The organism is Pseudomonas sp. MSSRFD41 (genome assembly GCF_014230245.1).
Lineage (GTDB): Bacteria > Pseudomonadota > Gammaproteobacteria > Pseudomonadales > Pseudomonadaceae > Aquipseudomonas > Aquipseudomonas piscis.
The window spans coordinates 136,745-149,206 of sequence record NZ_JACKZK010000008.1 but is presented as its reverse complement, the minus strand read 5'-3'; the positions used below and the strand labels follow the sequence as shown (position 1 = coordinate 149,206).

Genomic DNA, 12,462 nt, shown 5'->3' with positions numbered 1-12,462 from the left:
GGAGGCAAAAACGCCGCTATGCAGCGGCGTAGGGTGGCGCGCCATGCCGGGCATGCACCCGGCGCGCGGGGTCAGCTCAGGGCTTTCTCGATGGCCTGGACCACGGCGGGGTCATCGGGGGCGGTGCGCGGAGAGAAACGCGCCAGCACCCGGCCATCCTTGCCCACCAGGAATTTCTCGAAGTTCCAGGTGATATCGCCGGGAAACTCCGCCCCTTCGCCCGCAAGCAGGCGGTAGAGCTGGTGCCGCTCCGGGCCGTTGACCTCCAGCTTGCCGCTCAGGGGGAACGTCACCCCATAGTTGAGGCTGCAGAATTCCTGGATCTGTTGCTCGGTCCCGGGCTCCTGCCCGGCGAACTGGTTGCAGGGCAGGCCCAGCACGTTGAAGCCCCGGGCCTTGTATTGCTGGTAGAGGTTTTCCAGAGCCGCGTATTGTGGCGTCAAGCCACATTTGGAAGCGACGTTGACCACCAGCACGACTTGCCCCTTGAAGGGCGCGAGCGGCAGTTCCTGACCATCCAGGGCTTTCAGTTTAAGGTCGTGAAAAGCACTCATGACGAACTCCAAATTCCCGTGTTCTTGCAGAAGACAGCCTCTCGACAGTACAGCCAAAAGCCGCGGACTAAAAAGGCGCCCGCGGGCGCCTTTCGAGTAATCCTGAGCTTAGCGCAGAAACTCAGTGGTGATGGCCACCTTCGCCATGGACGTGACCATGGGCGACTTCTTCCTGGCTGGCATCACGGATGGCAACGACCTTGACCTGGAAGTTCAGGCGCTGGCCAGCCAGTGGGTGGTTGCCGTCGACGGTCACGTCGTCGCCGTCCAGATCGCGAATGGTGACGATCTGCATCTGGCCATCGGGAGCGGAAGCGTGGAACTGCATGCCCACTTCCAGTTCGTCGACGCCTTCGAACATGCTGCGGCTCAGGGTGCTGACCAGCTCGGCGGCGTATTCGCCGTAGGCATCTTCAGGTTCCACGGCAACCTTCAGCTCGTCACCGATCTGCTTGCCTTCCAGGGCCTTTTCCAGGCCTGGGATGATGTTCCCTGCGCCGTGCAGGTAGACCAGCGGGGCGCCGCCGGCAGAGCTGTCGATGACCTCACCAGCGTCGTTGGTGAGGGTATAGTCGATGGAGACAGCCTTATTGGCGGCGATCAGCATGGGGCGAGACCTTTTGCATAAGAATGAAGAACGTCCAAGTTTAGCGAAGCAATCGCGCGAAAGCGAACGGAACCCGGACAAACGGAATAGGCAGCGACCCCCGACAATCTGCGGTTTCCACCAGGACGAGGACGGCCACTGGGTGGTCGAACTGTCGTGCGGCCACACCCAGCACCTGCGCCACCAGCCGCCATGGCAGTCGCGCGCCTGGGTCCTGGACCCGGCGCGGCGGGCAGAAAAAATAGGCCGGCCCTTCGCCTGTGGCTGGTGTGCGCAGGACGCCGGAAACGATAACCTTAGCCCCTGACTACCGCGGCAGACGGCCATGGACCGTCGCCCTTGCCATGCCCCCTTCGAGAATCCGCATGCAAACTTTTTTCATCGCACCCACCGATTTTGGCGTGGGCCTGACCTCCATCAGCCTCGGGCTGGTACGCACCCTGGAACGCGCCGGCCTCAAGGTCGGTTTCTTCAAGCCCATCGCCCAGCCGCACCCGGGCGACACCGGCCCCGAACGCTCCACCGAGCTGGTGGCCCGCACCCACGGCCTGAAACCGCCTCAACCGCTGGGCCTGGCCCATGTGGAGCGAATGCTGGGCGATGGCCAGTTGGATGAACTGCTGGAAGAAATCATCACCCTCTACCAGCAGGCGGCCATCGGCAAGGACGTGCTGGTCGTCGAAGGCATGGTGCCGACCCGCGCCGCCAGCTACGCGGCCCGGGTCAACCTGCACCTGGCCAAGAGCCTGGACGCCGAGGTGATCCTGGTCTCGGCCCCGGAAAACGAAGTGCTCACCGAACTGTCCGGGCGGGTCGAGTTGCAGGCGCAGTTGTTCGGTGGTCCACGGGATCCGAAGGTGCTGGGGGTGATCCTCAACAAGGTGCGCACCGACGAAAGCATCGAGGCGTTCAGCGCCCGCCTGAAGGAGCACTCGCCGCTATTGCGCAGTGGCGACTTCCGCCTGCTGGGCTGCATTCCGTTCCAGCCGGAGCTCAATGCCCCGCGGACCCGCGACGTGGCCGACCTGATGGGCGCCCAGGTACTCAACGCCGGGGACTACGAAACCCGGCGCATGACCAAGATCATCATTTGCGCGCGCACCATGCGCAACACCGTGGAGCTGCTCAAGCCCGGCGTGCTGGTGGTGACCCCGGGCGACCGTGACGACATCATCCTCGCCGTGAGCCTGGCGGCGATCAACGGCGTGCCCCTGGCCGGCCTGCTGCTGACCAGCGGCACCCTGCCCGACCCGAAGATCATGGAGCTGTGCCGTGGAGCGCTGAATGCCGGCCTGCCGGTGCTGTCGGTAAGCACCGGCTCCTACGACACCGCCAACCAGCTCAACGGCTTGAACAAGGAAATTCCCATCGATGACCGCGAGCGTGCGGAAATCATCACCGATTTCGTCGCCAGCCACCTGGATGCCGACTGGCTGCACCAGCGCTGTGGCACCCCGCGGGAAATGCGCCTGTCGCCCGCGGTGTTCCGCTACCAGTTGATCCAGCGCGCCCAGCAAGCCGACAAGCGCATCGTCCTGCCCGAGGGCAGCGAGCCCCTGACCGTGCAGGCCGCCGCCATCTGCCAGGCCCGCGGCATCGCCCGCTGCGTGCTGCTGGCCAAGCCGGACGACGTCCACGCCGTGGCCCGGGCCCAGGGCATCGAGCTGCCCGAGGGCCTGGAGATCCTCGATCCGGACCTGATCCGCGAGCGATATGTCGAGCCCATGGTGGCCCTGCGCAAGAGCAAGAGCCTGAACGCGCCGATGGCCGAGCAGCAACTGGAAGACCCGGTGGTGCTCGGCACCGTGATGCTGGCCCTGGACGAGGTCGACGGCCTGGTTTCCGGGCTCGTCCACTCCACGGCCAACACCATCCGCCCGGCCCTGCAACTGATCAAGACCGCGCCGGGCTGCAGCCTGGTGTCCTCGGTGTTCTTCATGCTGTTCCCCGAGCAGGTGCTGGTCTATGGCGACTGCGTGATGAACCCCCACCCCAGCGCCAGCGAACTGGCGGAGATCGCCCTGCAGAGCGCCGATTCGGCAGCGGCCTTCGGCATCTCGCCACGAGTGGCGATGATCAGCTACTCCAGTGGCGACTCGGCCAGCGGCGAAGAAGTGGAGAAGGTCCGCGAGGCCACCCTGCTGGCCCATGAAGCCCAGCGCTCGCTGTTGATCGACGGCCCGTTGCAGTACGACGCCGCCGCCAACGAGAACGTCGCCCGGCAACTGGCCCCCAACAGCCAGGTCGCGGGCAAGGCCACGGTCTTCGTGTTCCCCGACCTGAACACCGGCAACACCACCCACAAGGCGGTGCAACGCAGCGCCGATTGCGTGAGCCTGGGGCCGATGCTGCAAGGCCTGCGCAAGCCGGTGAACGACCTGCCGCGCGGCGCCCAGGTGGACGATATCGTCTACACCATCGCCCTGACTGCAATCCAAGCTGCCAACCGACCCATGGATGCCTGAATGCTGGACTTTCTACCGGGTGCCGTACGCGGCACCATCGCCTCGCTGCTGCTGGCGCTCAACACTATTTTGCTGTGCTCGTTCCTGTTCTGCGTGGCGCTCTTCAAGGCCTTGCCGTTGCGCCTCACCCAGCGTTTCAGCCACTGGTTGATGAACCACACCCACGAGGCCTGGATCAGCAACAACAAGGCCTGGATGCAGCTGGTCTGCCGCACTCGCTGGCACGTGCAGGGCCTTGAAGGCCTGGATTACCAGCACTCCTACCTGGTCACCAGCAACCACCAGAGCTGGGTCGATATCCTGGTGCTGCAGTACGTGCTCAACCGGCGTATCCGCCCGTTGAAGTTCTTCCTCAAGCAGGAACTGATCTGGGTGCCGGTGATCGGCCTGGCCTGGTGGGCCCTGGGCTTTCCCTTCATGAAGCGCTACTCCAAGGCCTACCTGGAAAAGCATCCGGAAAAAAAGGGCAAGGACCTGGAAACCACCCGCAAGACCTGCGCGAAATTCCGCAGCAATCCGGTAGGTATCTTCAACTTCGTCGAGGGCACGCGCTTCACCGAGGCCAAGCATGCCCAGCAGCGATCGCCATTCAAGTACCTGCTCAAGCCCAAGGCCGGCGGCATCGCCTTCGTGCTGGATGCCATGGGCGAGCAACTGCAATCGATCGTCGACGTGACCATCCACTATCCCGATGGCCGCCCCGGCTTCTGGGACCTGCTCAGCGGCAAGCTCAGGGAGGTGGTGGTGCGTTTCGAAGAAGTGTCGATCCTCGGGCAGTTCGTCGGACGCAACTACGAGCAGGACGCGGTTTATCGGCAGGCCTTCCAGGACTGGATCAACCAGCGCTGGCACGCCAAGGACGCGCTGCTGGAGCAGCTGCACCGGGAGTATCCGGGCCAATAGCGGAGCGTTCATCGCGGGCAAGCGCGTTCCTCTGTAGGAGCGAGGCTTGCCCGCGATGGCTTTCTCAAACACACGAAAAAGCCCGCCGTCGATCGCTCGACGGCGGGCTTTTTCATGGACCGCTAAGGCTTAGATCGCGCCACGGCTGCGCAACAGGTCCAGCACCTGCTTGACGCCCTCATCCACGGTCAGCGCCTGGGTGTCGATCACCAGGTCGGCATCCAGCGGCACGTCATAGGCGAAGGACTCGCCCGGGATGTTGTCGCCACCGGCGGCATAGAGCCCCTGGGGATCACGCTGGGCGCATACGGCTGGCGAAGCCTGGACATAGACCGTCAGCAGACGCTCCTTGCCGATCAAGTCCCTGACCTGCTCGCGCCCTTCGGCACTTGGGGCCACGAACGCTGCCAGGGTCAGCAGGCCGGCCTCGTTGAACTGACGGGCAACGTGAGCCGCACGCCGCCAGTTCTCGGTACGCCCGGCGCGATCCTGGGGCAGCCCCTTGTTCAGGTCGTGGCGCAGGTTCTGGCCGTCGAGGACGAACACCGCACGCCCCATGTCGAACAGCTTGCGCTCCACGGCATAGGCCAGGGTGCTCTTGCCAGCGCCCGACAGCCCGCTGAACAGCACGGTGGCCGGTTGCTGGCCGAAACGCTGGGCCCGCTCGTCGGTGGCGACATGGGCCAGCTTGCCATGATGGCTGGCGCTGCCATGGGCCACAGGCTGGGCGATGATCATGCCCGCGCCGACGGTGCCGTTGGTCAGGCGATCGATGACGATGAACGCCCCCGTGGTGCGGTTGCTTTCATAACCGTCCAGGGCAATCGGCGCGTCGAGGCTGACCTTGACCTTGCCGATCTCGTTCAGTTGCAGGGCACTGGCAGCGCCCTCTTCCAGGGTGTTCACATCGACCTTGTGATCGATGCTGGCAATCGAGCCCGGCACATAGCTGGTGGCGCGCTTGATGTCGTATTTCTTGCCCGGCAGCATCGGCTCCTCGGCCATCCACACCAGCATGGCTTCGAAGCTATCGGTCACCGGCGGCACATTGTCGGCATGCACCAGCAGGTCGCCGCGGGAGATATCGATCTCGTCTTCCATGGTCAGGGTCACGGCCTGGCCCGGGCCGGCCTGCTCCAGCTCGCCCTCGAAAGTGACGATGGACTTGATGCGGCTGCTCTTGCCCGAAGGCAGCACCACCACTTCGTCGCCCTTGTGCACGATGCCGCTGGCCAGGGTGCCGGCGAAACCGCGGAAGTTCAGGTTCGGACGGTTGACGTACTGCACCGGGAAACGCAGGTCGGTGAAGTTGCGGTCGCCGGAAACCTCCACGGTCTCGAGGATTTCCATCAGCGACTGGCCGGTGTACCACGGCGAACGCTCGCTGCGGTTGACCACGTTGTCGCCCTTGAGCGCCGACATCGGCACGAAGTGCAGGCTGGTGGGCTGGATCTTCAGGCCCTTGGCGAACTGCAGGTAGTCGGCCTTGATCGACTCGAACACGCCCTGGTCGAAGTCCTTGAGGTCCATCTTGTTGACGGCCACGACGATGTGCTTGATGCCCAGCAGCGAGGCGATGAAGCTGTGGCGACGGGTCTGGGTCTGCACGCCGTAGCGGGCGTCCACCAGGATGATCGCCAGGTCGCAGGTGGACGCACCGGTGGCCATGTTGCGGGTGTACTGCTCATGGCCCGGGGTGTCGGCGATGATGAACTTGCGCTTGGCGGTGGAGAAGTAGCGGTAGGCCACGTCGATGGTGATGCCCTGCTCGCGCTCGGCCTGCAGGCCGTCGACCAGCAGCGCCAGGTCGATGTCGTCGCCGGTGGTGCCGACCTTCTTCGAGTCGCGGGTGATGGCTTCCAGATGGTCTTCGTAGATCATCTTCGAGTCGTGCAGCAGGCGCCCGATCAGGGTGCTCTTGCCGTCGTCGACGTTGCCGCAGGTGAGGAAGCGCAACAGTTCCTTGCGTTCGTGCTGGGCCAGGTAGGCGAGGATGTCCTCGCTGATCAATTCGGATTGATGGCTCATTACATTCAAGCTCCAAGCTGTAAGCTTCAAGCGGCAAGCTTGTCGGCGTACAGCTAGTCAGAAATTTTGTTGATCAGGCCGCAAAGCATTTTTGAGAGCTCGCGAGTTTCTTTAATCCAATTCTCAGCCAGCGGGTTCGCGATGTAGGCAATTTCACGAGCGATAAGGATTTGAGTCCGGAGTTCGCCGCAAGAAGCTTTCGCAATCCCGAGAAAATGGACTTTTTCTCTATTGCTACGACGCTCCATGCCCTCGGCAATATTGGAAGGCACCGAAAGAACAGAGCGAGTGATCTGGTCCTTGAATCCAAAGTCCCCGCACTGCGCAAACTCTTTATAAATCCCCACCGCCAAAGCTTTGCTTCGCTGCCAAACAATCAGTTTCTCGAAATCCATGACGAGTGTTCCGATTCCGGCTCGCAACAACCGGCTGCAAGCAACAAACCACGACGTTACGCATACCGCCTTTAACTTGCTGCTTGCCGCTTGTAACTCGAAGCTTAGAAATAGCCCTGGCGTTTCTTGTCTTCCATCGAGCCTGCGCCATCGTGATCGATGACCCGGCCCTGGCGCTCGGAAGTTCGCGTCAGGAGCATTTCCTGAATGATGTCCGTCAGGCTCTCGGCTTCGGACTCCACCGCGCCCGTCAACGGGTAGCAGCCCAGGGTACGGAAACGCACTTTCTTCTTGACGATGCGCGCCTTCTCCTCATCGCTGAGGTGTTCGAGGATGCGCTCGTCGTCGATCATGATCAGCGTGCCGTTCTTTTCGATCACTTCACGCTCGGCGGCGAAGTACAGCGGCACGATCGGGATGCCTTCCAGGTAGATGTATTGCCAGATGTCCAGCTCGGTCCAGTTGGACAGCGGGAACACGCGGATCGACTCGCCCTTGTTGACCTTGCCGTTGTACACGTTCCACAGCTCGGGGCGCTGGTTCTTCGGGTCCCAGCGGTGCTTGCTGTCGCGGAACGAGTAGACGCGCTCCTTGGCGCGGGACTTCTCTTCATCGCGGCGAGCCCCGCCGAACGCCGCATCGAAACCGTACTTGTCCAGCGCCTGCTTGAGGCCCTCGGTCTTCATGATATCGGTGTGCTTGGCACTGCCGTGGGTGAAGGGGTTGATGCCCTGGGCCACGCCATCGGGGTTGACGTGGGTGATCAGGTCCAGGCCCATTTCCTCGACCATGCGATCACGGAACTTGTACATCTCCTGGAATTTCCACCGGGTATCGACGTGCATCACCGGGAATGGCAGCTTGCCGGGGAAGAACGCCTTGCGGGCCAGATGCAACATCACCGCGGAGTCCTTGCCGATGGAGTACAGCATCACCGGATTGTCGAACTCGGCCGCCACCTCGCGGATGATGTGGATGCTTTCCGCCTCCAGCTGTTTCAGATGCGTCAGTTTGTCGACCATGGCTACTCACGAAAGCTTTCTTATGGACGGCCTGCGGGCCGTGTTCGAGCGGGGCATGCTAGCACAGCGGCCTTCTTCTAATCAGGGAGCCAACTAGAACGAAACGGTATATGAATATACCCGCCTGTTCGCTGGCTCCGGGCCCCGCCTATGCGGCCGCAAGCGGCGATCGACACCGGCGGGGCCCACCGGGAAAGACCTGACGAAATGCCGTCAGATCGGGTTCGGGCAATCGATGAACAGGTGCTCCAGGGCGAAGCGCCGGGCCAGGTAGTCACCCAGCGCCTGCACGCCGTAACGCTCGGTGGCATGGTGGCCGGCAGCGATGAAACTGATGTCGTTCTCCCGGGCGCTGTGGAAGGTCTGTTCCGAAGCCTCGCCACTCAGGTACAGGTCGACCCCGGCCTGCACCGCCTGGTCGATGTAACCCTGGCCACCGCCGGTGCACCAGCCGACCCGGCGGATCATCTCGCTGCCTTCCACCAGCAGCGGTTCGCGGCCCATCGCCTCCTGCACCCGGCGAGCGAAGTCCCGCGCGGTGACGGGCTCTTCCAGGGAACCCACCAGGCCCACGACCTTGGGATTTTCCGGATCCAGCGGGCCTTCCACGGTGATGTCCAGTTGCCGGGCCAGTTGCACGTTGTTACCCACCTCAGGGTGCAGGTCCAGGGGCAGGTGGTAGGCCAACAGGCTGATGTCATGCTTAAGCAGGGTCTTCAACCGGCGCTGCTTCATGCCGGTGATGCAAGGGTTCTCGCCTTTCCAGAAATAGCCATGGTGGACCAGCACCAGGTCGGCCTTGGCCTCTACCGCCGCGTCCAGCAACGCCTGGCTGGCGGTGACGCCGCTGACGATGCGCATGACCTGTGGACGCCCTTCGACCTGCAGGCCGTTGGGGCAATAGTCGGCGATACGCGAACTGCCCAGGTAGCGGTCCGCTTCTTCTACCAGTGTGCTCAGGGCAACGGCCATGAAAGACTCCTAAATATCCCATCCAGAGGCGCGTGCGGCCTCGTATAATGCGCGACATTATGGGGCCGTGCGCAGCCCTTCGTAACCACCCAGGACTTGCCCGATGCTCAAGGCTCTGCGTTTTTTCGGCTGGCCATTACTGGCCGGCGTGCTTATCGCGTTGTTGATTATTCAGCGTTACCCGCAATGGGTCGGCCTTCCCAGCCTGGATGTGAACCTGCAGCAAGCGCCGCAAACCACCGGTACCCAGCAGGGCCCGGTGTCCTACGCCGATGCGGTGATCATCGCCGCCCCTGCGGTGGTCAACCTGTACACCACCAAGGTGATCAACCGCCCGGCCCACCCGCTGTTCGAGGACCCGCAGTTCCGGCGCTTCTTCGGCGACAACCTGCCCAAGCAGCAGCGCATGGAATCGAGCCTGGGCTCCGGGGTGATCATGAGTCCCGAAGGCTACCTGCTGACCAACAACCACGTGACCTCCGGCGCCGAGCAAATCGTGGTGGCCCTCAAGGACGGCCGGGAAACCCTGGCCCGGGTCATCGGCAGCGATCCGGAAACCGACCTGGCGGTGCTCAAGATCGACCTGAAGAACCTGCCCTCGATCACCGTCGGCCGCTCGGAAAACGTCCGCGTCGGCGACGTCGCCCTGGCCATCGGCAACCCGTTCGGGGTAGGCCAGACCGTGACCATGGGCATCATCAGCGCCACTGGCCGCAACCAGCTGGGCCTGAACAACTACGAAGACTTCATCCAGACCGATGCGGCGATCAACCCGGGCAACTCCGGCGGCGCCCTGGTGGACGCCAACGGCAACCTGACCGGCATCAACACCGCGATCTTCTCCAAGTCCGGCGGCTCCCAGGGCATCGGCTTCGCCATCCCGATCAAGCTGGCCATGGAAGTGATGAAGTCGATCATCGAACACGGCCAGGTCATCCGTGGCTGGCTGGGAATCGAAGTACAACCGCTGACCCAGGAGCTGGCGGAGTCCTTCGGGCTGGCCGGGCGCCCGGGCATCGTGGTGGCGGGCATCTTCCGCGATGGCCCGGCGCAAAAGGCCGGCATGCAACTGGGCGACGTGATCCTCAGTATCGATGGCGAACCTGCCGGCGACGGCCGCCGCTCGATGAACCAGGTGGCCCGGATCAAACCCACCGAGAAGGTGGCGATCCAGGTCATGCGCAACGGCAAGGAGCTCAAGCTGACGGCCGAGATCGGCCTGCGACCGCCCCCCGCGCCCGTCAAGGAAGAGGAATGAGGTGAGCCCGGCCATGCCGGGCTAACAATATAGATTCTCATTGGTCATGTTATATTGTTTCAATATCACTATTGGAACAGCCTCATGACGCCCCGAAGAATCCTCCCCCTGGCAGGCCTGGCCCTGGGCCTGCTGGCCGATCCTGTGTACGCCGAAGAACCGCAGCCGATGGAACTGGAGACCATCCGCATCAGCGGCGAGTCCGAATCCGCCACGGGCCCGGTCAAGGGCTACCGGGCCACCCGCTCCGCCAGCGCCACCAAGACCGATACGGCGATTCGCGAGATCCCGCAGTCCATCAGCGTGATCCCCGCCAGCGTACTCCAGGACCTGGGCAGCAGTAACGTCGAGCGGGCCCTGGACTTCGCCGGCGGCGTCGCGAAGCAGAACAACTTCGGCGGCCTGACCTTGTATGAATACAGCATCCGCGGCTTCACCACCTCGGAGTTCTACAAGGACGGCTTCAGCGCCAATCGTGGCTACCCCAGCACCCCGGACACCGCCAGCATCGAACGCATCGAAGTGCTCAAGGGCCCGGCCGCCAGCCTCTACGGCCGTGGCGACCCCGGGGGCACGGTGAACATCGTCACCAAGAAGCCCCAGCCACAGGCATTCGCCACCCTGCGCACCAGTGCCGGCAGCTGGGATCGCTACCGCACCGAACTGGACCTCAACAGCCCGCTCGACGACCAGGGCGACCTGCTGTCGCGGGTCAACCTGGCGGTGGAGGACAACCACGGCTTTCGCGAGCACGTCGACAGTCGCCGGGTATTCGTCGCCCCGTCCTTGAGCTGGCAGTTGAACCCGGACACCAGCCTGCTGCTGGAAAGCGAGTTCGTCCGCCACAGCTCGACCTTCGACCGTGGCATCGTCGCCCCCGGCAACCGCTGGAGTGGCGTCTCGCGCTCGACCTTCCTCGGCGAGCCCGACGACGGCAACATCGACAATCACAACAACCTGCTCCAGGCCAGCCTGGAACATCACCTCGACGACAACTGGAAGCTGCGCCTGGCCAGCCACTACAAGGAGGGCAAGCTGTGGGGCTTCGCCTCGGAACCCCGTCCCCTGAATGCAGATGGACACACGGTCAACCGACGCTACCGCGAGCGCGACAACGATTGGCACGACAGCATCACCCAGCTGGAACTGCGCGGCCTGTTCGACCTCGGCAGCTGGCAGCACGAACTGCTGCTCGGCAGCGAATACGAGAACTACCGCAAGAATGAGCGGGTCACCACCATTGCTGGCAGCCCCTATGCCATCGATATCTACAACCCGGTCTACGGCCAGGCCAAGCCCGACGGCAAACGCTCCGGCACTGACTTTTTCGAGCACGTCGAAAGCCGCGCCCTGAACCTGCAGGACCAGATCGTCTTCAGCGAACGCCTGCGCGGCATGCTGGGCGCGCGTTTCGAACATTTCGAGCAACGGATCGACGACCACGCCACCGGCCAGCGCAGCCGCCAGGATCACGACGCCCTGACCCAACGCGCCGGCCTCCTGTATCAACTGACTCCGCAGCTCGGCCTGTTCGCCAACGCCTCCACCTCGTTCAAGCCCAACAACGGCCTGGACGCCGCCGGCAAATCATTCAAGCCAGAAGAAGGTGTCGGCTACGAAGTGGGGATCAAGAGCGAACTGTTCGACGAGCGCTTGAGCGCGACCCTCGCCGCTTTCCATATCGACAAGGAAAACGTGCTCGCCCTGGACCCGAACACCGACTCCAGTCGCGCCATGGGCAAGGCCCGCAGCCAGGGCTTCGATTTGCAGTTCAGTGGGCAGTTGACCGACGCCGTACGGGTGATTGGCGCCTATGCACTGATCGACGCCGAAGTCACCAAGGGCGACCAGGCAATTCCCGCCGGTAGCCGCATTCTCGGGGTGGCCAGGCACAGTGGCAGCCTGCTGGTGGTCCATGAGTTCCAGGACGGTCGCCTCAAGGGCTCGGATATCGGCGTGGCCCTGACCTACGTCGGCGACCGTTCGGGCGAGGCCGGAGGCCGCTTCGAACTGCCCGCCTACCGCACCCTGGACCTGTTGGCCCACTACAAGGCCAGCGACAACCTGACCCTGGGCCTGAACCTGAACAACCTGTTCGACGAGAAGTACTACGAGCGCTCCTACAGCAACTACTGGGTCACCCCGGGAGAGCCGCGCAACTTCACCGTCAGCCTGACACTCAACCTGTAGAAGAGAACCGCCAGGCAACCTTCGCAAACCATTGCCCTGCCGCGCCCGCTCGGCCCCCTGGGCACCAA

General features: G+C 63.4%; 11 protein-coding genes. 5 read left to right on the top strand and 6 right to left on the bottom strand.

Features of this window, described 5'->3' with window-relative positions:
* Window positions 1–71 precede the first annotated feature (71 nt).
* Both H7A76_RS14725 and H7A76_RS14720 read right to left on the bottom strand, forming a co-directional pair.
* Window positions 72–554, bottom strand: a complete 483-nt coding sequence (locus H7A76_RS14725) for a glutathione peroxidase (protein ID WP_185699156.1) — start codon at window positions 552–554, stop codon at window positions 72–74.
* Window positions 555–675: 121 nt separating this feature from the next.
* The gene (locus tag H7A76_RS14720; RefSeq protein ID WP_185699155.1) at window positions 676–1,161 is read right to left on the bottom strand and encodes a peptidylprolyl isomerase; all 486 of its coding nucleotides are present in this window, start codon (window positions 1,159–1,161) and stop codon (window positions 676–678) included.
* On the opposite strand from H7A76_RS14720, the gene H7A76_RS14715 reads away from it, so the two are divergent.
* The 3 genes from H7A76_RS14715 to H7A76_RS14705 are packed head-to-tail and all read left to right on the top strand — an operon-like array spanning window position 1,130 to window position 4,529.
* Window positions 1,130–1,468 (top strand): DUF3565 domain-containing protein, encoded by a 339-nt coding sequence (locus H7A76_RS14715; RefSeq protein WP_185699154.1) that lies wholly within the window; start codon window positions 1,130–1,132, stop codon window positions 1,466–1,468. The genes H7A76_RS14720 and H7A76_RS14715 overlap by 32 nt on opposite strands.
* Before the next feature lie 58 nt (window positions 1,469–1,526).
* Window positions 1,527–3,626 (top strand): phosphate acetyltransferase, encoded by a 2,100-nt coding sequence (gene pta, locus H7A76_RS14710; protein ID WP_185699153.1) that lies wholly within the window; start codon window positions 1,527–1,529, stop codon window positions 3,624–3,626.
* Complete coding sequence (locus H7A76_RS14705) at window positions 3,627–4,529, top strand: acyltransferase (protein WP_185699152.1); 903 nt, start codon at window positions 3,627–3,629, stop codon at window positions 4,527–4,529. It abuts the gene before it with no gap.
* Between the two features lie 129 nt (window positions 4,530–4,658).
* On the opposite strand, the gene cysN is transcribed toward H7A76_RS14705, so the two are convergent.
* From cysN to H7A76_RS14685, 4 genes are all read right to left on the bottom strand, one after another.
* Window positions 4,659–6,557 carry a sulfate adenylyltransferase subunit CysN gene (gene cysN, locus H7A76_RS14700; RefSeq protein WP_185699151.1) on the bottom strand — a complete coding sequence of 633 codons (1,899 nt, stop codon included), beginning with the start codon at window positions 6,555–6,557 and terminating at the stop codon, window positions 4,659–4,661.
* A gap of 53 nt (window positions 6,558–6,610) precedes the next feature.
* Complete coding sequence (locus H7A76_RS14695; RefSeq protein ID WP_185699150.1) at window positions 6,611–6,952, bottom strand: four helix bundle protein; 342 nt, start codon at window positions 6,950–6,952, stop codon at window positions 6,611–6,613.
* Between the two features lie 104 nt (window positions 6,953–7,056).
* On the bottom strand, window positions 7,057–7,974 hold the full coding sequence (gene cysD, locus H7A76_RS14690) for a sulfate adenylyltransferase subunit CysD (protein ID WP_185699149.1): 918 nt from the start codon (window positions 7,972–7,974) through the stop codon (window positions 7,057–7,059).
* 213 nt (window positions 7,975–8,187) lie between these two features.
* Complete coding sequence (locus H7A76_RS14685) at window positions 8,188–8,946, bottom strand: Nif3-like dinuclear metal center hexameric protein (protein ID WP_185699148.1); 759 nt, start codon at window positions 8,944–8,946, stop codon at window positions 8,188–8,190.
* 103 nt (window positions 8,947–9,049) lie between these two features.
* On the opposite strand from H7A76_RS14685, the gene algW reads away from it, so the two are divergent.
* On the top strand, window positions 9,050–10,204 hold the full coding sequence (gene algW, locus H7A76_RS14680; RefSeq protein WP_022642338.1) for a Do family serine endopeptidase AlgW: 1,155 nt from the start codon (window positions 9,050–9,052) through the stop codon (window positions 10,202–10,204).
* A gap of 84 nt (window positions 10,205–10,288) precedes the next feature.
* Window positions 10,289–12,394, top strand: a complete 2,106-nt coding sequence (locus tag H7A76_RS14675) for a TonB-dependent siderophore receptor (RefSeq protein ID WP_185699147.1) — start codon at window positions 10,289–10,291, stop codon at window positions 12,392–12,394.
* Window positions 12,395–12,462: the final 68 nt, after the last annotated feature.